The sequence below is a fragment of the Candidatus Eremiobacteraceae bacterium genome (genome assembly GCA_036511855.1).
Lineage (GTDB): Bacteria > Vulcanimicrobiota > Vulcanimicrobiia > Eremiobacterales > Eremiobacteraceae > JABCYQ01.
Map to the genome: position 1 here is coordinate 30,683 of DATCBN010000098.1, position 21,650 is coordinate 52,332.

Below are 21,650 nucleotides of genomic sequence, written 5' to 3' on the forward strand. Positions count from 1 at the left end.
ACAAAAAGCCCCGCCGCATGAATTTGGGCACACTAGAAATCACATTTTGCGGTCACGCGACATTCGCCATGCGATCGCCAAGCGGCAAACACATCATGGTCGACCCGTTTTTGGAGCAGAATCCGATGTGCCCGCCCAAGCTCAAGCGTCCAAGCGCGCTTGACGCGATCTTCGTCACGCACGGCCATTCCGATCACATCGCCGACGCTGTGCCGCTCGCGAAGCGTTTGAACTGCAAGGTCATCGCCATTCCCGAGACCGCCGCATGGCTTGGCGCTCAGGGCGTCGAGAACACCATCAACATGAACAAAGGCGGCACCGTCGATGTCGACGGCATCAAAGCCACAATGACGCACGCCGTGCATAGTTGCGGAATCCAGGGTGATGGGAACACAAGACTGTACGGCGGAGAGGCAGCCGGCTACGTCTTCACATTCGAAAACGGCATTCGCGTCTATCACGCGGGCGACACGGCCGTGTTCAGCGACATGAAGATCATCGCCGATCTTTACAGTCCGGATATCCTCATGCTGCCCATCGGCGGCTATTACACCATGGATCCGCTTCAGGCGGCCTATGCCGCTCGTCTGATGAGCGCGAAAGTCGTCGTACCCATGCACTACGGAACATTTCCGATGCTCACCGGCACGCCGGACCAACTGCGCGAATTGTCGGCCGACGTACCTGGGTTGCGCATCATCGATCTAAAACCAGGTCAGACCCTCACCGGAGAGCTCGCGATAAAGTAGGCGCCGCCCCCTCAAGTCACCTTGACGACGATCTTGAGGATGAGGCGCCCGATGGCTTCAGCCCGGTCCGCACTGTTGCTCAAATGGCGGTAGATCTCGCGGCGTTTGAGCGCCGTGGGCAGATCGGGATTGTCGAATAGCCGCGTGATCGTCCGTCGGTAGACATCCTCCACGCGATGTTCCGATTGGATCGCCGCGCGCGCGCCGTCGATAGCGCGCCGCGTTTCGTGCGGCAATGAAGTGACGGCATCGAGGATGTGGTTCGACGAATCCAACAAGATCGTGCCCATCTCGCCCATCTCCGGCGTGGCGCCGATGCCGAAGAGTTTGAGCTCGCGCGCGGCGTTGTTGAGATAGTCGAGCATGTCATCGATCGCCTCGCTCAGCGTATAGAGATCTCCTCGATCGATCGGTGTGACGAACGTGTCTTGCAGCGCGTCGATCATGTCGCGCAAGACCTTGTCGCCGCGATTTTCAATATCGTGGACTTGCTCGGAGAGACTGGCGTCGCCGGTCTCGATGTAACGCAGCAGCTTCGCGCTGGCTTCGCCGAGCAAGGCTGCGTGATCGTGCAACAAACCATAAAACCGGTCGGACTGCGCCGGACGAAATATGTTCGTGAGCCACATGACATCATCTCCCAAAAAGACGGAGCACCGTTGTCGCGAGCGCGCCTGCGCAGAGTGCCGTGGGCGCCGTGAGCACCCAGGAGCCGACGATCCTCATCACGGTCTGCCAATGCAGCGTCCGCAAATTGTCGCTCGCACCGACCCCGAAGATCGCGCTTGTCGCAGCCTGCGTAGAACTGACCGGCGCGCCGAATGCCGCGGCGCCGATCACGGTCGCTGCGGCCGCGAACTGGAACGCGAGTGCGTGCGGTGGGCGGATCGAGAACAGACGATTGCCGACCGTGCGCGCGATCCGGATCCCGCCGAGAATCATCCCGGTCGCAAACGTAGCCGCGGTGAGCGCGATCATCCAAAACGGCGTCGCAAACGACTGGCCGCCGGCCACGAGCACCGCAGCGGCGAAAAGCCCGACCGTCTTTTCCGCATCGTTAGCCCCGTAGCCAAGCGCTTGCAAGGCGATTGTACCCCATTGCAGCTGCATGATGCGATCGCCGGTCCGGCGCGAGACGAACGAAAGGATGAGCAAGACGACGGCATACACAAGTGCGCCGGCGACGAACCCCACGACCGGCGAGACGACCAGTGCGATAGCGACCTTTTCGACGCCGTGCCACTCAACCGCCGCCAATCCCGGACCCGCCCATATCGCTCCAACCATCGCACCGACCAAGGCCACCGATCCGCTCGTGGGCACGCTCGCATAGTACATGATGAGGCGCGTGACGATGCCCCCGGCGATGCCGGCGCCGAGCAGCGCCGAGCCGAGGTTCTGATAGTCGGCGATGCCGCCGGCGATCGTGCTCGCGACCGCGGTGCCGAAAACGATCGGACCGAAGAGCACACCCGCTGCGATGACGCACAGCGCTTGCCGCTGCGAAACGGTTCTGCTCGCCGCGGCCGCCGCCAGAAGATTGCCCCCGTCGCTCGCCCCCGAGATCAGGGTGTAGACGATGCCCAACGCGAGAAGGCCGGAAAAGACGGCGGGATGCGTGTGCCGATCCTCGTGCCTAGATGATGCGCTTGCCGAGCAGCGAGGCGATCAGGCCGACCGCAAAGCGCGCGGTCATGTTGTGGTCGTCGAGGGCTGGGTTGACCTCGGTGAGTTCCAACGAATGCGCAATGCCGCTATCTGCAAGCATCTCCATCGCGAGGTGCGCTTCGCGATAGGTGAGTCCGCCCGGTACGGGTGTGCCGGTTCCCGGCGCCATGGCCGGATCGACCGAGTCGATGTCGAGGCTTATGTGCGCGGTTCCGGCGCCGCGCCCGGCCGTCTCGATGGCGCGATCCATAACATGCGCCATGCCGTACCGGTCGATGTCGGTCATCGTGAACGTGCTCATCCCGCGCTCGCGGATGGCTCGGCGCTCGTGCAGATCGAGGTCGCGCAAGCCGATGAAAACGGTTCTCGACGGATCGACTGCCGGAGTATGGAAATCGGGATTGGGGAAGAGGTCGGGGGCATCGCCGAGCGCGGAGGCGAGCGACATCCCGTGCAGGTTTCCGGTCGGCGTGGAGTCCGGCGAGTTCATGTCCGCGTGCGCGTCGATCCAGATCAGACCTTGCGCGCCAAGGACGCGGGCGCAACCCGCCAAAGCGCCGGTCGCCAATGAGTGGTCGCCGCCCATCACCACCGGAAACGCGCCGCCGCGCAACGACGCTTCGACCGCCGCCGCGGTGTTCAGGCACATCTGCCGGATGGCGGCGACGTGACGCGGCAGGCCGGGACCGCCCAGATTTCGCTCTTCGGATTGCGGCACGACCACATTGCCGCAGTCGCGCACGTCGCAACCAATCGACTTGAGCTGCTCGAGAACGCCTGCGGCGCGAAGCGCGTCGGGACCCAGCCGGACGCCCCGCCGCCCTGCGCCGATATCAACGGGAACGCCGATCAAATCCACGCGTCTGCCGGCAAGTCCGGCCATGATTGAAGGCTCGCTTTCAGGACGAAGCCGGGAAGGACCGGAATATTGTCCTGAAGGCCGGGCAAATCCGCTCGATGTCCTTAAATATTCTTAAGAAATATTGGAAGGCAAGAGGCGGGTCCGCCGCGCAAACTCGCGCGTATCCCGGTTTCACTTTGTGCACTGTTATATGGAGCGTACGATGTCAAAGAATTTCATTCGATGGGCAGGTGTCACCGTCGCTATTATCTCGCTTTTTGCGTTCGCGACTCCGGCAGCGGCTGCCGACGATGCTGCGGTCACCGGCACGGTCGTCAACGAGACGACGGGTGCTCCGATCGCCGGCGCCCGGGTGGTGCTGTTGGCCAACGGAACGCCGCAAGTGAAGACTTCGGATGCGCAAGGGAAGTTTGCGTTCCAGGGCCTGGCAGCCGGCACGTACGACTTGCGCGCCTCGGCGGCGCAGTTCTTGCCGTACGACACCGCTCCGTTCGCATTGGCCGCCTCGCAGCAGTTCGATTTGGCCATGTTTCTCCAGCCGGCGAGCAGCGCGTCGATCAGTTCGCTCGGCCGCGTGACCGTCACAGGCCAACGGGTTTTGAATCATTCATCGGCGTCGAGCAGTGTGATATCGAGCCAGGCATTCGTGAATTCTGCCATTCCGCAGGTGCAAACCGCGCTCGAACAAGTCCCCGGCATCACCATCGAGCACTTCAACAACGGCTCCCCTGGCAATGTCGCGACGCTCACGATCAGGGGAGCTGGCGGCTTTGCCGGCACCAACAACACTGGCTACGAAGTTCTCGTTCTTCAGGATGGCCAGCCTATGCGCAATGGTGAATTCGGCGATTTCGACGTATCGACATTGACACCGGCGATATACAGCCGGGTCGAAGTTGTAAAGGGCGTTGGCGGCACGTCGCTGTTCGGAGCGAACACGATCGGCGGGACGGTGAATCTCGTCACGCGCGATCCGCTGAAAACCGAGGGTGGTGAGCTTCAACTTGGATTCAGCGGCTTCGGCACATCGGACTACAACTTCTCGGAGACCGATACGATCGGCCGATTTGGTTACCTGCTGGATTTTCACCAGTACGGCTCCGACGGATTCATCTCGCCGTCATACCGTGCCGACTTCGGCGCGCGTAAGAAAGGTCAGTTCGGATTCGTCACCAACCCGACGCTCGGCTTCAACGTGCGTTCGGGTCTGGGCAAAGTGCGCTACGATTTTTCAAATTCAACGTACGGCGTTCTCTCGGTTTCCGATGAATCCGACACGAGAGACGAGACGGGACTTTTGTCAAGCCCAAGCCCTGTTTGCTTCACAAATGATATTTCGTGCAAGCAAGACCCGGCCGGAAATACCTACTTTTTCGGCTTCCCCGGCAACTACGTTTGGAATCTGCAACCGAAATACTCGTTCGATCTCCACACTGCGCTTGCGGGCGGCAGCCTCGAACTGCGGACCTATCACCAGTGGCTCCGGCGCATCGTCGACGGCGAGAACCTCGCGACGCCAAATAGCAGCTTCAACGTCGGTTGCTGCTTCATCCAGTCGAGCGCCGATCGTCTGACCGGTCTCAGCGGCATTTGGACTCGCGATTTCGGCAACAACACGCTCGTGCTCGGCGTCGGCGGCAACGGCGACTATTATAATTTCGGCACGGCGGAGGACTTCGAAGATAAGTTTATCCCGACGTCAGCTATCAATTTCAACGGCCCCGGTAATGGGCAGGCGACCGAAATCGAGCGTACCATTCTCGTGCGCGACGACGTGGCGATTAGTCCGAAATTCGATTTGACGGCTGCGGGCTACTACAGCGACTATGATACGCTCAAGGTAAAGCGATTCGATCCGCGCCTAGCGGTCGTCAATAAGCCGAACAACGACACCGTCCTGCGCGCGTCGATCGGCACGGGATTTGCGGCGCCACGGTTGTCGGATCTCAATCCAACTCTCGATACGAATTCGTCAGATTCGGGTACCGCTTCGGGCTGTCCGCCACCACCGAATCAGTTTTGCGCGGCAGTGCAGGGGAATCCAAATCTCAAAGCAGAGACGGCGACTGGCGTCGATGTCGGATGGCAGCATTTGTTCGGCAACAGCAATATAGGGGTCGATCTATACCGCACAAATCTCTCGAACCACATCTTTACCGGTGCCTTTCCTGCGCCCCCGGGCCTTTGTTTTGATCCGTCCCCGACTCCGCCGACCTGCCCTGTCGGGTCGACGCCGATCCTCTTCATCCAACGTCCGATAAATCTCGCGGGTTCGGTATATAGCGGCATCGAGGCGAACGCGTCGCTTGCGTTGTCTCAAAACTTCGACTTCGAACCCTATTACAACATCCAAACAGCTTACCCGACCTCGGTAGACCGCCAGACCCAAGTCATCTTGGGTGACGTCGTCGACAACCAGCAATATCTGGGCATTCCGATCCACAAGGTTGGATGGCAGATCGCCTACCACAATCCCGCGCGCGCATATGCCACGATCGGCGCGGACTACTACGCACGCAACAATAGCCTCAACGTCCCGCCATTTTGGGTATACAACGGCTCGCTCAATATGCCCGTGGGAGATTCGACGGTTCACATCGGCTGGTCGAACATCACGAACACGAACGCCGGCATCTTTGAGAACTTCGAGAATGGCGTGCCGTATCCGGCGGCCGCCGGCTATACGGGCAGCTGTTTCGGCAAGGCGGGATTCGTGTGTACGAATGCCTACTCTCGCGCCCCGCACATGCTGACGATCACGTTCGACCACCGCTGGGGCTCGTTGCAGTAAGTCATCGCGAGGCTCCGGAAGGTCCGCTCATGCGGCATCTCTTAGCGTTGGCGGCGGCAGTGCTGCTCGCAGGTTGCTCCAGCGGCGGTTCCGGCGCGGGATCGCAATCGGGCACGCCTGCACGAAAGTTTGCGATGGTCACCGATGTGGGTGGACTCGGCGACAAGTCGTTCAATGACTCCGCAAATCGCGGACTGCAGATCGCGCAAAAGCAATTCGGCGCGCAGGTGACGGTTCTGCAGTCGCGCGCGGTCACCGACTACGAACCGAATCTCTCGACGTTGGCGGAGCAGGGCAACGGCCTCATCTTCGCCATCGGCTTTCTCATGCACGATTCGCTTAACGACGTGGCGCCGCGCTTTCCCAACACGCATTTTGCGATTGTCGATTCGGTTGTGGACCAGCCGAACGTCACCTCAATCACGTTCAAAGAGGAAGAGAGTTCGTTTCTGGCCGGCGTGATCGCCGGACTGACGACGAAAAAGGCTACGGTCGCCTTTCTCGGCGGCATCGAATCGCCGCTCATTGAGAAATTTCAGGCGGGCTTTGCCGCGGGCGTGGTGTCGGTCAATCCGCGCGTCGCCGTCCTTGTGAAATATACCGGTTCGTTCGATGACGTCGCAACGGGCAAGGAATACGCGAGTGTGCTCTACGATCAAGGCGCAGACATCATCTACGTCGCTGCGGGCAAGTGCGGCCTCGGGGCGATCGACGAAGCGAGATCGCGGCCGGCCGGCGACTACATCATCGGTGTGGACTCGGACCAAGACGCGCTGGCGCCGGGCAAAGTGTTGACAAGCGCGCTCAAACATGTCGACAACGCCGTGCTCGCGCTTGCCAAGGATGCGGTCCGCGGAACGATTCCCGGCGGCACGCTCGTCTTCGGTCTTAAGGACGGCGGCGTCGGCCTCACCGAAATGAAGTACTCAAAGCAACTGCTCCCCAAAGGCGCGCTCGCGACCGAAGCGGCGTACGAAAAATTGATCGTGTCCGGGAAGCTTGTGATCCCATCCACGCTCGCGCAATTGAAGACGTTCGTTCCGTTGCATCCGGCCGCGACGAGGTGATCGCAGGCGAGCCGCCCGGCGCGGTCTTCGGCCTAGCGGCTCGCGGCATCACCAAGCGCTTCGGCGATCTTGTAGCGGTCGACCGCGTAGATTTCGATGTGCGTGCTGGCGAAGTGCACGCGCTGATCGGCGAGAACGGCGCCGGCAAGAGCACCCTGATGAGCGTGCTCTACGGGTTGTTGCAACCGGACGGCGGCGCTATCGTGCTGCACGGCCGCGAGACGCGTTTTGCTTCGTGCGCCGACGCGATGCGCGCCGGCATCGGCATGGTCTTCCAGCACTTCCTCCTCATCGATCGATTCACGGTCGCCGAGAACGTGCTGCTCGGCCGCGAGCCCGGCCGTGCGGGTTTCATCGACACAGCCGCCGCGCGGTCCGAGGTCGCGTCGCTCGCGCAAAAATACCAGTTTGCACTGGACTCCTCGGCGCGCGTGGAATCGCTGAGCGTCGGCGCCCGCCAACAAGTCGAATTGCTCAAAGTGCTGGAGCGCGACGCCCGGATCGTCATTCTCGACGAGCCGACGGCCGCTCTCTCGCCGGCTGAAGCAAATGCATTGTTCGTGGTCGTGCGGCGCTTGCGAGACGAAGGCCGCGCGGTCATCTTGATCGCGCACAAGCTCAAGGAAGTATTGGCGCTCGCCGATCGCGTCACCGTGCTGCGTCACGGCAAAGTGACCGGGTCGTTGCCGATAGCGGACGCGAATGCGAACACACTTGCGGCGATGATGGTGGGACGTGCGATCGATCTCAACGCGCGCGAACCGCGCAGAACGACGCCTGGCGATGTCGCGCTGTCCGTCCGCGGGCTCTGCGCCGCGCGCGACGACGGCGCGCCGGCGGTGCGCGACGCCGCCATCGACGTCCGTGCGGGCGAGATAATCGGTGTTGCCGGCGTCGAAGGCAACGGACAATTGGAGTTCGCCGAGGCGCTCTACGGATTGCGGAGCGTGTCGGCCGGCAGCATCTCACTTGACGGCGCCGACATCACTTCCCGTTCCGCCGCCGAACGTCGCGCCGCCGGCATGCGCTACGTTCCCGCGGACCGCCAACGGGAAGGCCTGGTCCTCGACTTCGATACGGTTGAAAACGCTTTGCTCGGTGACCAGCGGCGCACGCGCGTGGGCGCGGCGGTGAACCTGCGCCTCGGTCGTGAGCGCGCCGATGCGATCGACGCGCGCTACGCGCTGGCCGGCTACGATCCGGTCCGGCCGGCGCGCGCCTATTCCGGCGGCACGCAACAAAAACTGATCATCGGCCGCGAGATGACCGACGAAGCGCACGCGCTGATCTGCGTCGCGCCTACCCGGGGCATCGACATCGGCGCGGCTGCAACCATCCACCGACAGCTTCGCGGAGTCCGCGATCGCGGAGCGTGCGTCGTGCTCGTATCGTACGACTTGGATGAGATCCGCGCGTTGTCAGATCGGATCATCGTGTTCAGCGAAGGCCGGATCAGCGGCGTCGTCATGCCGGAGTTGGCGGACGATATCACGATGGGCAATCTCATGTCTGGCGCCGCTTCGAATGGCTGACGCGCTGCGCAGAGCCGGGGGTCCGCTCACCGCTCTCGCCGCGGCGCTCGCGTTGTCATCGTTGATCATGCTTGCTTTTCATGCCAACCCTCTGCAAGCGCTCGCGGCGTTGTTCCAAGGCGCGTTCGGGTCGGAGCAAGGCGTCGCCGAGACGTTGGTGCAGACCACCGCCCTTCTATTCGCCGGCCTGGGCGTGGCAATCGCATTTCGCGCCGGCTTGCTCAACATCGGCGCCGAAGGCCAACTCGCGGCAGGCGGTTTGTGCACGGCTGTTGCCGGCGCTTCGCTCCATCTCAACGCGCTGTTTGAAGTACCGCTGTGTCTCATCGCGGGCGCCGCCGGCGGTGCGATTTGGGGCGGCATCGCTGGCTTCTTGCGCGCGCGATTCGGCGCAAGCGAAGTGATCACGACGATCATGCTCAACTACGTCGCGTTCTTAGGCTCCAGTTATCTCGTCAGTGGCCCATTGCGCGGAGATGCCAACGCGCCCGAGACCGCGCCGATCTCGGCCAGCGCGGTGTTGCCGCCGCTTCTTGCGGACACCCGGCTGACGGCAGCGTTGCCCGTCGCTCTCGCGCTCGCATGTGCGCTCGCGTGGTGGCTGCGCCGGTCGGTCGCCGGCTACGAGCTTCGTGCCGTCGGCAGCGCGGAGCGCGCAGCGCGCTACGCCGGCGTGGACGCCGGGCGCGTCATCGTGCAAGCCATGGCGCTGAGCGGCGCGCTCGCCGGTTTGGCGGGTGCGACCGAGGTGCTTGGCCTGTTGCATCGCTTCAATGCCGGGCTCTCGCCCGGGTACGGATTCACGTCGATCGCCGTCGCGTTGCTCGGCGGTTCCGACCCGATCGGCGTCATCTTCAGCGCGTTCTTCTTCGGCGCGCTGCAAAATGGCGCGCTCGCGATGCAAGCGCTCGCCGGCGTGCCGAAAGATCTAGTGTCCGTCGTGGAAGGCTTGGTCATCCTCTTCATGGCAGCGCGCTGGTTCTCGAAAGGGCGCACGTGCCTGCGCCGTCCGGCAGTGGCGGCGGACGCGCCATGATGTCGCCAGGGATTCTCGCCGCTGCCGTCGTCAAAGTTCTGCCCAAGAAAGCGACGCCGCTGGTTTTCGCCGCGCTCGGCGGAGTGCTTTCGGAAAATGCCGGCATCGTCAACATCGCGCTCGAGGGCATCATGGCGGGCGGCGCGTTCGCCGCGGTCGCGACGTCGTACTACACGCACAGCGTCGCGCTCGCACTGGCCAGTGCGCTGGTCACGGGCGCACTGCTGGCTCTCGTGCTGGCGTACTTCGCCATCGCTCAACGTGCCGACCAGATCATCGTGGGCATGGCCATCAACATCTTCGCGATCGGCGGCACGGCCTATCTCGTGTCGGCCGTCTTCGGCCAGCCCGGCGCTTCGCCTCAAGTAGCGGGTCTGCGCGATGAATCGGCGTTGACGTGGGCCGCCGCCGCGATCGTGGTGGCGCTGCACGTGTTCTTGTACCGCACGCGCGCCGGCACGCATCTTCGCGCGGTCGGCGAGGAGCCGCGCGCCGCGGCGACCGCGGGCATCAACGTCGCGGCATATCGCTACGGAGCTACCATGGCCGGCGGAGCGCTCGCCGCCCTGGGTGGCGCTTACCTATCCGTGGGCGAGACCGATATTTATTCCGACGGCATGGTGGCCGGACGGGGCTTCATCGCGCTCGCCGCGGTAATTTTCGGCAAGTGGACGCCCTTCGGCGCCGCCGGAGCCTGCGTGTTCTTCGCGTTCTTCTCCGGCCTGCAGATCGTGCTGCAGGGCGCGAACGTGCCGGCGCAACTGCTCGAAATGCTGCCCTACCTGCTGACGATCGTCGCGATCGCCGGCTTCATCGGCCGAGCGCGCCCGCCGGCCTCGGATGGCGTGGTGTACGAACCATGAACGATAGTGCGGGAGGGCCATTATTGCGACGATACCCTATCATGATGTTGGTCAGCCGGATATTCAGCGCCGCGATGGCCTGCGCATTTTTGACTGTCTCAAACGTCGACCGTGCCGCGACGGCCGCGCTGCCCGAGAAGACTTCCGACTCGACGCTTGCCGCGTTGGCGCCCAAACTCGAACGGCTTGCCGTACACATGCCCGGCATCGTCGCGCTTTCGATAGCGGACCTCGACGGCGGCCACGAAATCGCGATCAACGGCGACGACAACCTGCCCGCCGCGAGCACGATAAAGATACCGGTGATGGTCGAGGTATTTCGGCAAATCGCGCAAGGCCGTTTCACGCAGGCGACCACGCTCGCGTTGACCGACGGCGACCGCGACTGCGGCTACGGCAGCCTCTGCGACGCGCGGTGGGGCACACGCTACAGCATCAGCACACTTTTATCGCTGATGATCACGCGCAGCGATAATACCGCCGCCAACATGCTGATCCGCAAAGTAGGCAGGCAAAACGTCAACGCGACTATGGCGGGACTTGGTTTGGTCCAGACGCGGCTCGGCGACAGCATCCGTTCGGACGGCGATATCCGCGAGCTTCGCACGACCACGAACGAGATGATGCAGCTGCTCATCATGATCGCCGGCCACGAAATCGTCAACGATCGGGCATGTGACGAGATGCTTGCGATCCTCATGGGCCAGCGCCATAACGAGCTTTTGCCGAAGTATCTCCCGAAAGGGCTGGCCATCGCGCACAAGACCGGCACGCTCCACGACACGCTCAACGACGTCGGCATCGTCTACCTCGACGGCGCACCGTATGTCTTCTGCGCGTTCGCCACGCATTTGACGGATCTCGACGATGGCGAACGATTTATCCGCGCCGCGTCGAGACTGACCTACCAGGCATTCGCGTCGGAAGCGTCCACCCGACGCAGGTGAGAGTTCGCATCTCCGCCGGTCGAACATGTGTGTGTGACGTCCGTCACAACCTGCGCTTACTTCCCGTGAGGTCCTGCCCAACGCGCTTTTGCACGATATTCATTATATAGGACCTCCGTGCGAATAGTCATGCGCGCAATGACGACGCACACCGCGATGGTACGACGCCAGTTTTTTGAGCACGAACGTGGCCGCAGCCGGACGGCAACATGCGACGAAGCCCGAGCGATGGCGCTACGTTGCCCGGCGAATCTTGCACGTGTTCCTGGCGCTCGCCGGAATCGCACTGATTCTCGCATTTCCGCCGATATTCGATATCCGCGCAGGCACGATCGTCGCTGTGGCGATCATCGCGGGGTTTCTCGTATTCGTCGAACGATCGCAGACCGCGGCCGGCTCGACGGTAGCGCCGCTCACCGCGATCATGACCGCATCCGCGGTGACGTTCGGACCGTGGGCGCTGGTCATCGGGTTCGTCGCGGCGGTGACGATCCAAGTGCATCGTCTTCGCACGAAGGAAATCACGAACGCATTCGCCCCGTTCCTCATCGCCTGTCAGGCCGGCGCTGCCACGATCAGCACATACGCGATGTTGGCGACGTGGGCGACGGTCCAAGATCTCATCGTCCGATGGCCTCTTGCGACCGGGCTCTTCTCGTTCGTCGGCGTCATCGCCGTCGGCTTCGCCTGGCAGACGTCGTTCAATCTCATGGTCGCATTCGAACACAAGATCGCGGGCGGGTCGTTCCCGGTGCTGGCCCTCGTGCGGCCGGGTCTTGTGGCATCGCTCTACGCGTACATGCTCGTCGCGATGTTCAACTTCGGCGGCATTTTCGCGGCCGCGCTCTTCTACGTCGTCGTCGCGCAATTCAATCTGATAGAACAAACGCTTGGCACGTCAGTCCGCTTGCTGAAGCTCGATCGAGCGCAAGAGCAGGCCACCACGCTCGCGCGCGACCTTTCGCACCTGCTCGACGCCGAAAACGTCGAGTTCGGGAGCGAGGTGCAGAACATCGCCCAAATGATCGCGCGTAAGGTCGGCATGAGCCGGCGAGAAGTGACGATGGTGGGCCTGGCGGCAGAATTGCACGAGATCGGGAAGTGCCGGTTGGCGGTGCGGGTGCGGACGAACGCCGGCCTCAATCAAGCCGAGCTCTCACAGAATCTCACATATCCGCGCCTCGGGGCGGTGATGATCCGAAGCACCGATGCACTGCTGCCGAGAGAGATCGCGGACTGGATCGAGTTCCACCGCGAACATTTCGATGGAACCGGCGGGCCGCGAGGATTGCGCGGCAATGCGATCCCGATCGCTTCCCGCATCATCGCGATCGCGCGCCAGTACGTGGCGATGCTCACGGGCTACGATGGCGTGGAGATGACCAATAAAGAAACAGCGCTCGCGCGCCTGGCTGCAGGCGGCGGAGCGCTGTATGACCCCGAACTAGTTGAGTTGTTGGAACAACGCTTAGGGCTTGTTGGCGCCAAAGACTCCGGTGTCATGCGGGGTAACGCCGAAGACGCCAGTGTCGAGCGTGTGCATGAAGTGGCCGATGCTGGCTAGTACGCCGCCCATGTTGTTGATGACGTTTAACAGAACGCCGCCGAATTCATGAAGATGCATTATTAGTAGTCCTTTTCCAGTGATTCGCTCGCGAGCTCAGGATCTTTTTGACATCCGCTTCTGGGATAAGTTCACAAGATCGCCGGCCCACGGCTATCCCGAAACTTGCCCACGGACCCGGTTTTCACAGAAGCCGCCCCACTGATTCAAGTGGTACGATTCCTTGCGCCGTGAAATTGCCGGCTCAACGATCCTCAAGAAACTTCGCTGTTCGAATCAATCTGTGTCGACAGAGCGCCCGATTCGTACATCGATGATCCGGGGCCAGCAAGTGACCCCCGTCACACATAGTATTATAGCCTATGTTCGGCTGATCGAATATTAATTATTAAGAACTACCTAGTATCCACGATGCGGAATTGCGTTGTTCCGTGTTAGGCGCGGCCTGCGACGAGCGTCGGGAAGCAAGGCGTGACCCATTTGCGGTACTTCTCTAGCTTGCCGAGTGACGCATCGCGGTAGACATCGGACAGTGCGGCGGCGATTCGGCCGACGGATCCCGTTCCGATTTGCCGGCGGTCCACTTCGACGACCGGACCAACGCCGACCGCGGTGCCCGAGAAGAATATCTCATCCGCTGCGTATAGTTCGCTCCGGTCGATGCTGCGCTCGACGACATCGATGCCGAGTTCGGCACGACAAAGTTCCATGAGCGTTTCGCGCGTGATGCCTTCGAGGATGCTGTCGGTGACGGGCGGCGTGAAGACGACGCCGTTGCGCACGACGAAGATGTTCTCTGCGCTGCCTTCGGAGACGTGGCCATCTCCTGAGAGCAAGATAGCCTCGTCGAAGCCGTTCGTCACGGCTTCTGTTTTGGCGAGCGCGGAGCTGACGTAGACGCCCGTGAGCTTGGCCCGCGCGGGTGCGCTGTTGTCATCGATGCGCCGCCACGATGCGACGCAGACCTTCAAACCTTGCGTCGCGTCGAAGTACGACGTATGCGGCACGGCGACGATGGCAAAATCATCCTTGACGTTGTGCAGGCGGACGCCGATCTCTTCGGCCGCTTTGAACGCGATCGGCCGCACGTAGACGTCTTGCCGGTAATCGTTGAGCCGCGCGAGCTCCAACGTGTGATCGCACAGCGCCTTCGTGTTGGCGGGCAATTTGATGAGAAGAAGGTTGGCCGAAGCGCGCATGCGATCGTAGTGTTCGGCGAGCCTGAAGAAATACAGCTGCTTTTCCTCGGCGTTCCAATAACCCCGGATGCCCTCGAAACAGCCGGTGCCGTAATTGAGTCCGTGGGTGAGCAGGCCGACCTTCGCGTCGCGATAGGCCTTGTATTTGCCGCCGTGATAGATCTGAACGTCACCGAGGTCCATGCGAAGTCGCGCTCCCTTTGTCGTCTTTACGTCTTGATGAAGCGGTTGACAGTGGCGATCAATTCGTCAACGCGTTCTTGCCCTGTGTCGGCTTTCAGCGAATCGCGAACGCAGCCTTCGATGTGCTCTTGTAAGAGCACCATCCCAAGACTTTCGAGCGCGGATCGGGCCGATGCTATCTGCGTGAGAATATCGATGCAATACTCGTCGGACTCGACCATGCGCGCGAGACCACGGACTTGGCCTTCTATCTTGTGCAATCGCGAAACGAGCGCGGTCTTGTCTTTGAAGTACGGGTGCGCCACTATCGATCTGCTCCTGGGCGGTTGGGGTATACCCCATGCTGCCGCAGCCTCATGGTACGCCTGTGGTCCGCGACTGTAAAGACATATTGACGTTCCAAAAGTCCCGATGTATTATAGGGGTAGGGGGTATATTACCGTCCAAACGTCGAGCCTCCTCCACGCAAAACTCCAATGAATGATCAGGTGCGCTCGAAGGCCGACGCGAGCGCCGACTTCGCCATTTACGGCATGACGTGCGCATCGTGCGTCGCATCGATTGAAAGCCGTCTCGCGCGCGAACCGGGAGTGGTTCGCGCCGCCGTCAACCTCGGTACCGAACGCGCCAGCGTGCGTTACGATCCGGACGTCGCGTCGCCCACGACGATCGCGGCGGCGGTGACCGACGCGGGGTATCGCGCGGCCGCCCTTTCTGATGCGAACAGCGGTCAATCCCAACGCGAAGCTCAGGACCGCGAAGCAAAAGCGGCGTGGTGGTGGTTCGCGGCGGCAGCGCTGCCGGCGGCGTTCATCTTGCTCCTCTCGATGGTCTTCATGGGCGTGCCGGGCCGCGATTGGTGGATGCTCGCAGCGGCCACGCCGGTGCAATTCGTCGCCGGTGCACGCTACTACCGAAGCGCGCTCGCTGCGTTGCGTCAGGGCAGCGCCAATATGGATACTTTGGTCGCGCTCGGCACAAGTGCGGCCTACTTCTACTCGCTGGTGAACTTGATCCGCGGCAGCGGCGACGTGTTCTTCGAGACTTCCGCCTTGCTTATCACGTTCGTCTTGCTCGGAAAAGCTCTCGAGATCAATGCGAAGACGCGGGCTGGCGATGCGATTCGCGCGCTCCTGCATCTCGCGCCCAAGCGCGCGCGCGTGGTGCGCGGCGAATCGGAAGTCGAGATCGACGCCGCTGCCGTTCTAGCAGGCGATGAAGTCATCGTGCGCCCGGGCGAATCGTTCGCGGTCGACGGCATTGTGACCGACGGCGCATCGTCCGCCGACGAAGCGCTCATGACGGGCGAGAGCATGCCGCGCGCCAAGCGCCCAGGCGACCCGGTCTACGCCGGAACGGTCAATCTGGACGGAGCGCTGCGCTTTCGCGCGACCAAGGTCGGGAGCGCCACGGCGCTCGCATCGATCGTGCGCATGGTGGACGAGGCGCAGATGGCAAAGGCGCCGGTTCAGCGATTCGCGGACGCGGTCTCGGCGGTCTTCGTTCCGGTGGTCATCGTCATCGCAGCGCTGACGTTTCTCGTCTGGTTCTTCACCTTGCACGCCACCCTTGAGTTCGCAGTCATGGCGGCGGTCAGCGTCGTCGTGATCGCCTGTCCGTGCGCGCTCGGCCTCGCGACGCCGACGGCGCTGATGGTTGGTTTGGGGCGCGGCGCCGCAGCCGGGATTCTTATCCGCGACGGTGCCGCGCTCGAAGCGGCGGGCCGGCTCGACACGGTATTGCTCGACAAGACCGGCACGTTGACTGAAGGCAAGCCCGAGGTCACCGCTTCGATCGCATTGGCGGGCGCCGATATCGACGCGTCACTGGCAGACGCCGCGGCGGTGGAGGCGCTTTCCGAGCATCCGGTCGCGCGTGCGATCGTGAACGAGGCTCGCCGGCGCGGGTGCGCGCGAGCGGCGTTGGACGCCGTGACGCTCTTCCACTCCGAAGCGGGTCGCGGCGTGCGGGGCCGGATTCGAGGCGCGAACATCCTCGTCGGAAGTCCGAACTTCGTGGCGTCGTACGGCGTGAAGGTGGCGCCGGAGGCGCTCGCGGCGTTACCACCGGAAGCCACAGTGGTGATCGCAGCGCGAGACCAGCGCGCGATCGCCGCGTTCGCCGTCAGCGACCGAGCGAAAGCCGGCGCCGCCGCAGCGATCGATCGTCTGCGCGCACTTGGCGTATCGGTAGCGATGGTCACCGGCGACAATGTCCTCACAGCACGCGCGGTGGCCGATTCGGTCGGCATCAGCGACGTCCGGGCGGGCGTGACGCCATCCGGAAAGGCCGACGCGGTCCGGTCGCTGCAGCGCGAGGGCCACAAGGTGGCGCTCGTCGGCGACGGCATCAACGACGCGCCCGCGCTCGTTGTCGCGGACGTCGGCATCGCACTCGGCAGCGGCGCGGACGCGGCCGCCCAAGCGGGTTCTATCGTGCTCGTCAGCAACGACCTGCTCGACGTTTCGCGCGCGTTGCGTCTCGCGCGCGCGACGTATCGTACGATCAAAAACGGCTTGTTCTGGGCGCTTGCCTACAACGTGCTCGGAATTCCGATCGCGGCCGGCGTGCTCTTTCCGGTCACGCATGCTATGCTCAGGCCCGAGTTCGCGGGGCTCGCCATGGCCTTGTCATCCGTCTCCGTCGTTCTCAACGCGCTCACGCTGAAGCGCGCACCGATCGAGTGACCACCCTCCGGCGCTTATGGGCCGCACGGCCGCAGGACATTTTGCTTTGTCATGCAAAGTGAGGGCGCATGGAAGTCGAACGAGCGTTAGCCGATCTCGCTGAAGTCCGCGACCGGCTGGCATCGTGCCAACAGTTCCGCGGGTATTCGGGCCCGGCCGCCTCATTCAGCGGCATCGGTGCGATCGCCGCAGGCCTCGTGCAGCTGATCGTCGCGCCGTATCCGGTCACAAGCGCACAAATCCAGGCGTATTTTCTCATCTGGAGCGTCTGCCTCGGCGTCGCGCTCGCCGCGAACTACGGGGCGCTCGCGATATGGTACGCGCGCACTGCTGGATTGCAAGAGCGCAGCCAGACGCGCACCGCGGGCTTGAGCATCTTGCCGGCCGTCGTGCTCGGGGCGATCTTGAGCGCGTCGCTCTCGCTCCACGGCATGTACTGGATGTTGCCGGGAGTCTGGTATGCGTGCTACGCGGTCGGTCTGTTCGCATCGCGCGCGATGGTTCCGCGTCAGGTCGCGGCAGCCGGCATTTTATTCGCGATCGCCGGTGCCGCGCTCTTGCTCGTGCCGGATCAATCGCTGCCGTTGTCGTGGTGGGTGATGCCGCTCGGATTCGGCGTTATGCAGACCTACATCGGTTGGATATTAGCTCGCGAAGAGGAGTCTCCCGTAACCGCATGAGCGCGAAGAAAGCAACCAAGAAATCCGGCGGCTCGCAATCCGCCGAGGCGCCGTTCGCCTATGCCGGGCTCGAGCGGATATTCCACGAGCGCGGCCGGCTCGCGGTCTGCACGTGTCTCATCGCGCATCCGGAAGGCATGAGTTTCACTGAGTTGCAGGTCGCCTGCGGCCTGACCGACGGCAATCTCAGCCGTCATCTTCGCGCACTCGCGGATATGGACATCGTCTCGATCGTGCGGCTCACAGGTCCGGGCAGGCCGACGAGCGTCTGCCGCATCACGAAGGGCGGCCGTGCCCGCTTTCTCGCCTACGTGGATGAATTGGAGTCGGTCGTGCGCGACGTGCACGACCGCGCGGAAGACGCGCAACGTGAATCGCGAAGCCGTGCCATGCCGCGATTGGCGACCACATAGCATGATCATCCGCAAAACGGCGAGCGCCGCGGCCGAAGCCGCACCGCAGACATCGCCTCGTCACATCGCGATCATCATGGATGGCAATCGCCGCTGGGCGCGCGAACGGAGCTTGCCGCTCGTCGAGGGTTACCGCCGCGGGATCATCTCGCTGCGCGAGGTGACGCGCGCATGCAGCGAGCTGCACGTGCCGTACCTGACCGTCTACGGGTTTTCGACTGAGAACTGGAAGCGCGACGATGCGGAGCTCTCCATTCTCTTCGAATTGTGCTGTGCGTTCGCGCGCAAAGAACTCGCAGGACTCGTGCGCGAAAATGTGCGCGTGCAGCTCATCGGGCATCCGGAGGAGTTGCCGCCTGCCGCACGTCGAGCGCTCGCCGATCTGGTCGACAAGACGCGCGCCAACACCGGCACGATTTTGAACCTCGCGGTCAACTACAGCGCACGTGCGGAGTTGGGCGATGCCGCTCGCGCTCTAGCCGCGGATGTCGCATCGGGAGCCGTCGCGCCGTCTGCTGTCGACGAAGACACGATCGGCCGCTACCTTCATACTCGCGGCATGCCGGATCCCGATCTGCTCATCCGGCCGGGCGGCGAAGCGCGTCTGTCCAATTTCCTGCTCTATCAGCTCGCGTACACCGAGCTTTGGTTGACCGACGTCTATTGGCCCGATTTCACGCGCGAAACTTTCTCGCTCGCGATCGCCGATTTTGCCCGACGCGCACGCCGTTACGGCGGCGCGTAGACTGTAAGCCGCACTGCCCGATTGATCGCAGATTTTCATCTCCATAGCAATCACAGCGACGGCGAGCTCTCGCCTTCGGCGCTTGTGGACGTGGTCGCCGACGCGGGGGTCGCGATCATGGCGCTCACCGACCACGATACGACGTCGGGCCACGCTCAAGCGCAAGCGCGCTGCAGACAGCGCGGAATCGCGTTCGTTCGCGGCATCGAAATGACGACGTATGCGATGGACCGCGTCATACATGTCTTGGGTCTTGGGGTGCGGACGCACAACGAAGGGCTCGTCAGAGCGGGCGAAACCGCACGCGCCAACTTCGCGCAAAACCAGAAAACTTGGGTGGACGCGCTCGCAGCACAGGGTGCCACCGTTTGGTGGCAGCGCGACTTTCCCGACGGCGCCGTGCGGCTGCCGGTCCTCATCGAACGACTGTGCCAGCGAGGCTTCGAAGGCGGCGACCCTCAGCGCGTGCACGCTGCGTTCCGGGCGTATTTTCGCGCGCTGCCGGGCAAGGCATACGCCCCGCTTCCTTCACCACGCGCGGCGGCCGATACGATCCGCGCCGCCGGCGGGATCGCGATACTCGCGCATCCGTACAGGATCGCAGAAGATGCTTCGTGGCACGAGATCCTTGACGGCATGGACGGCATCGAAGCGATGTATGCGACGTATCTGCCGGCGCAGCGCGAATCGCTGCTCGAAATCGCGCGGGCCAATAGCTTACTATATTCTTGCGGCAGCGACTACCATGGCCATTTCTTCGGCAAGTACCAAAATCCGAAATTCGAAGCGCCGCCCGAGCTGCTCGCACGCCTCCGCGCGTCTTGATGGTCACCGTTCTGTAGGAGGGTGAGCAACGCTCACCCCATTTTTATTTGAAAAAAAAACGGGGCAAGCGATGCTTGCCCTAGTACAATGGCCCTCCTACAGATTTGATGACTTCGAGCGCTTGGCTTTCACGAACTTCAGCACGTCGGAAAGCCGCCGCGTGTTGAGCACGTCGGCGCGGGTCAGGCCGGCTTTGCGGGCGGTGCCGACGCCGAAGTGCATATGATCGAGCATCTCGACGCTATGCGCGTCGGTGTCGATCGATATCGTGCAGCCCATCTCTTTCGCACGGCGCGCCATCGCAGCGTTGAGGTCGAGCCGTTTCGGATTGGCGTTGATCTCCATCGCGGTGCCGCTTTGAGCGGCGGCGCGGAACACCGCTTCTTGATCGAATTCGTATCCGGCGCGCTTTTCGATGAGGGCGCCGGTCGGATGCCCGATGATATTGACGAACGGATTGCGGATGGCGCGGATCAGGCGCTCCGTCTGCTCCGCTTTGGAACGCGTGAACGCGGAGTGGATCGAGGCGACGACGATGTCGAGTTCCGCAAGGATCTCGTCGGGCCAATCCAGCGATCCGTCTGCGCGGATATCGACCTCGGACGAGCAGAGCAGGCGGACGCCGAATTGGTCGCGGGCTTTCTTTATCTCGGCGATCTGCGCGTGAAGACGCTCGGCATTGAGGCCGTTCGCCACTGCACGCCCCGGCGAATGATCGGAGATCGATAGATATTCTCGTTTGCGTTCGGCGGCCGCGCGCGCCATCTGCTCGATGCTGCGCGTTCCGTCGCTCCATGTGGTGTGATCGTGCAGATCGCCGCGGATGTCGTCGAGCGTGACGAGCTGCGGCAATGAATGTTTCTTCGCGAGGTCGATCTCGTCCAATCCCACGCGCAGCTCGGGCGGGATGTATTGGAGATCCAGCGCCGCGTAGACGTCCTCTTCGCTCTGCATCGTCCGGATTTTACCGGTGGCGATCTCTTCGACGCCGTATTCGCTCACTTTGAGGCCGCGCGCCTTAGCAAGCTCGCGCAACTGGACGTTGTGCTCTTTGTTGCCGGTGAAATGTTGAAGCAAATTGCCGAAGCACTCGTGCGCCACCACCCGGCAGTCGATCGAGATACCGGGGGCGGCCCACACCGTCGCTTTCGTGTCGCCGAGACCTGCGACGCGCTCCACCATCGGCAGGGCGGCAAAGAACGCCAGCGCCTCGCTGGGAGTCGAACTCGTGCAGATGATGTCGAGATCGCCGACCGTAGGTTCCATGCGCCGCAACGAACCGGCAGCGGTGACGTTCTTCGCTAACCCGCTTTCGGCGAGCGCCGCCACCACCGACTGCGCGATGGGCCACGCGTCGCCCAGGCGCATGCGTTTTGTCCTTTGCGCCAGTTGGGCCAGCGCCGTGCGCAGATTCTCGATGCCTTTGGCGCCGAGCCGCGGCAGATTTGCGATCGACCCGTCGTCGACCACTTTGCGCAAGCCGGCGACGCTCACGACGCCAAGGTCTTTGTAGAGGGCGACTGCGGTCTTCGTCCCGACGCCGGGCACCGTCAGCAGCTCGAGCACGGTCGGCGGATACTTGCCGCGCAGCTCATCGAGATACGGGCATGTGCCGGTACGGTCGATCTCGTCGATCTTTATCGCGATGGCTTTTCCGACGCCGGGAAGATCCTGGAGCGTGTGCGCCTCGATCATGGAACGCGCCGTCGATTCGGCATCTTCGAGGCTTCGTTTCGCCCGTTCGTACGCCCGGATCTTGAAGAAAGGCTCGCCGTCGAACTCCATTAGCGCGGCTATCTCACCCAAACGGGCGGCGATGTCGACGTTGTTCATTGGAGG

At 62.8% G+C, this 21,650-nt stretch carries 19 protein-coding genes; 13 read left to right on the plus strand and 6 right to left on the minus strand.

All coding sequences use genetic code 11. The features are described 5' to 3' along the window. Positions 1-17: 17 nt before the first annotated feature. Positions 18-749, plus strand: coding sequence for a metal-dependent hydrolase (locus VII69_12975; protein HEY5096021.1), 732 nt, complete (start codon positions 18-20; stop codon positions 747-749). 11 nt (positions 750-760) lie between these two features. On the opposite strand, the gene VII69_12980 is transcribed toward VII69_12975, so the two are convergent. Genes VII69_12980 through rocF form a run of 3 tightly spaced genes read right to left on the minus strand, consistent with a single transcriptional unit; the run spans position 761 to position 3,300 of the window. Next, positions 761-1,378, minus strand: a complete 618-nt coding sequence (locus VII69_12980) for a DUF47 family protein (GenBank protein ID HEY5096022.1) — start codon at positions 1,376-1,378, stop codon at positions 761-763. A 4-nt stretch (positions 1,379-1,382) separates the two neighbouring features. Next, complete coding sequence (locus VII69_12985; protein ID HEY5096023.1) at positions 1,383-2,336, minus strand: inorganic phosphate transporter; 954 nt, start codon at positions 2,334-2,336, stop codon at positions 1,383-1,385. 49 nt (positions 2,337-2,385) lie between these two features. Continuing rightward, complete coding sequence (gene rocF, locus VII69_12990; GenBank protein ID HEY5096024.1) at positions 2,386-3,300, minus strand: arginase; 915 nt, start codon at positions 3,298-3,300, stop codon at positions 2,386-2,388. A 181-nt stretch (positions 3,301-3,481) separates the two neighbouring features. Here rocF and VII69_12995 point away from each other — a divergent pair, with 181 nt between their 5' ends. The 7 genes from VII69_12995 to VII69_13025 all read left to right on the plus strand — a co-directional run bounded on the left by VII69_12995 (position 3,482) and on the right by VII69_13025 (position 13,079). Next, complete coding sequence (locus VII69_12995; protein ID HEY5096025.1) at positions 3,482-6,070, plus strand: TonB-dependent receptor; 2,589 nt, start codon at positions 3,482-3,484, stop codon at positions 6,068-6,070. Between the two features lie 29 nt (positions 6,071-6,099). After that, entirely contained in the window at positions 6,100-7,137 is a 1,038-nt protein-coding gene (locus tag VII69_13000; protein HEY5096026.1) for a BMP family ABC transporter substrate-binding protein, read from the plus strand. Continuing rightward, positions 7,134-8,669: an ABC transporter ATP-binding protein gene (locus VII69_13005; protein HEY5096027.1), complete on the plus strand. Its 1,536-nt coding sequence runs from the start codon at positions 7,134-7,136 to the stop codon at positions 8,667-8,669. The genes VII69_13000 and VII69_13005 overlap by 4 nt, the downstream gene beginning before the upstream one ends. After that, positions 8,662-9,705: an ABC transporter permease gene (locus VII69_13010; protein HEY5096028.1), complete on the plus strand. Its 1,044-nt coding sequence runs from the start codon at positions 8,662-8,664 to the stop codon at positions 9,703-9,705. The genes VII69_13005 and VII69_13010 overlap by 8 nt, the downstream gene beginning before the upstream one ends. Beyond that, entirely contained in the window at positions 9,666-10,568 is a 903-nt protein-coding gene (locus VII69_13015) for an ABC transporter permease (protein ID HEY5096029.1), read from the plus strand. The genes VII69_13010 and VII69_13015 overlap by 40 nt, the downstream gene beginning before the upstream one ends. A gap of 23 nt (positions 10,569-10,591) precedes the next feature. After that, entirely contained in the window at positions 10,592-11,515 is a 924-nt protein-coding gene (locus tag VII69_13020; GenBank protein ID HEY5096030.1) for a serine hydrolase, read from the plus strand. Between the two features lie 175 nt (positions 11,516-11,690). Beyond that, positions 11,691-13,079, plus strand: a complete 1,389-nt coding sequence (locus VII69_13025; protein ID HEY5096031.1) for an HD domain-containing phosphohydrolase — start codon at positions 11,691-11,693, stop codon at positions 13,077-13,079. A 434-nt stretch (positions 13,080-13,513) separates the two neighbouring features. Here the strand turns inward: VII69_13025 and VII69_13030 are convergent, their stop codons facing one another. After that, positions 13,514-14,461, minus strand: coding sequence for a branched-chain amino acid transaminase (locus VII69_13030; GenBank protein HEY5096032.1), 948 nt, complete (start codon positions 14,459-14,461; stop codon positions 13,514-13,516). A 26-nt stretch (positions 14,462-14,487) separates the two neighbouring features. Continuing rightward, positions 14,488-14,766, minus strand: a complete 279-nt coding sequence (locus VII69_13035) for a metal-sensitive transcriptional regulator (protein ID HEY5096033.1) — start codon at positions 14,764-14,766, stop codon at positions 14,488-14,490. Between the two features lie 171 nt (positions 14,767-14,937). On the opposite strand from VII69_13035, the gene VII69_13040 reads away from it, so the two are divergent. From VII69_13040 to VII69_13060, 5 genes are all read left to right on the plus strand, one after another. Then, positions 14,938-17,148 (plus strand): heavy metal translocating P-type ATPase, encoded by a 2,211-nt coding sequence (locus tag VII69_13040; protein ID HEY5096034.1) that lies wholly within the window; start codon positions 14,938-14,940, stop codon positions 17,146-17,148. 68 nt (positions 17,149-17,216) lie between these two features. Further along, positions 17,217-17,828, plus strand: coding sequence for a hypothetical protein (locus VII69_13045; GenBank protein ID HEY5096035.1), 612 nt, complete (start codon positions 17,217-17,219; stop codon positions 17,826-17,828). Next, entirely contained in the window at positions 17,825-18,241 is a 417-nt protein-coding gene (locus tag VII69_13050; protein HEY5096036.1) for a transcriptional regulator, read from the plus strand. The genes VII69_13045 and VII69_13050 overlap by 4 nt, the downstream gene beginning before the upstream one ends. A 1-nt stretch (position 18,242) precedes the next feature. After that, positions 18,243-18,986, plus strand: coding sequence for a polyprenyl diphosphate synthase (gene uppS / locus VII69_13055; protein ID HEY5096037.1), 744 nt, complete (start codon positions 18,243-18,245; stop codon positions 18,984-18,986). A 21-nt stretch (positions 18,987-19,007) separates the two neighbouring features. After that, positions 19,008-19,811: a PHP domain-containing protein gene (locus tag VII69_13060; GenBank protein ID HEY5096038.1), complete on the plus strand. Its 804-nt coding sequence runs from the start codon at positions 19,008-19,010 to the stop codon at positions 19,809-19,811. Positions 19,812-19,907: 96 nt separating this feature from the next. Here the strand turns inward: VII69_13060 and polX are convergent, their stop codons facing one another. Then, positions 19,908-21,644, minus strand: a complete 1,737-nt coding sequence (gene polX / locus VII69_13065) for a DNA polymerase/3'-5' exonuclease PolX (protein HEY5096039.1) — start codon at positions 21,642-21,644, stop codon at positions 19,908-19,910. Positions 21,645-21,650 lie beyond the last annotated feature (6 nt).

Bases quoted from the DNA above. Each gene is read 5' to 3' on its own strand.
- VII69_13000 (HEY5096026.1), top strand. From the start codon at position 6,100: ATGCGGCATCTCTTAGCGTTGGCGGCGGCAGTGCTGCTCGCAGGTTGC.
- VII69_13010 (HEY5096028.1), top strand. From the start codon at position 8,662: ATGGCTGACGCGCTGCGCAGAGCCGGGGGTCCGCTCACCGCTCTCGCC.
- VII69_12995 (HEY5096025.1), top strand. From the start codon at position 3,482: ATGTCAAAGAATTTCATTCGATGGGCAGGTGTCACCGTCGCTATTATC.
- VII69_13040 (HEY5096034.1), top strand. From the start codon at position 14,938: ATGAATGATCAGGTGCGCTCGAAGGCCGACGCGAGCGCCGACTTCGCC.
- VII69_13045 (HEY5096035.1), top strand. From the start codon at position 17,217: ATGGAAGTCGAACGAGCGTTAGCCGATCTCGCTGAAGTCCGCGACCGG.
- VII69_13030 (HEY5096032.1), bottom strand. From the start codon at position 14,461: ATGGACCTCGGTGACGTTCAGATCTATCACGGCGGCAAATACAAGGCC.
- VII69_12980 (HEY5096022.1), bottom strand. From the start codon at position 1,378: ATGTGGCTCACGAACATATTTCGTCCGGCGCAGTCCGACCGGTTTTAT.
- uppS (HEY5096037.1), top strand. From the start codon at position 18,243: ATGATCATCCGCAAAACGGCGAGCGCCGCGGCCGAAGCCGCACCGCAG.
- rocF (HEY5096024.1), bottom strand. From the start codon at position 3,300: ATGGCCGGACTTGCCGGCAGACGCGTGGATTTGATCGGCGTTCCCGTT.
- VII69_13050 (HEY5096036.1), top strand. From the start codon at position 17,825: ATGAGCGCGAAGAAAGCAACCAAGAAATCCGGCGGCTCGCAATCCGCC.
- VII69_12975 (HEY5096021.1), top strand. From the start codon at position 18: ATGAATTTGGGCACACTAGAAATCACATTTTGCGGTCACGCGACATTC.
- polX (HEY5096039.1), bottom strand. From the start codon at position 21,644: ATGAACAACGTCGACATCGCCGCCCGTTTGGGTGAGATAGCCGCGCTA.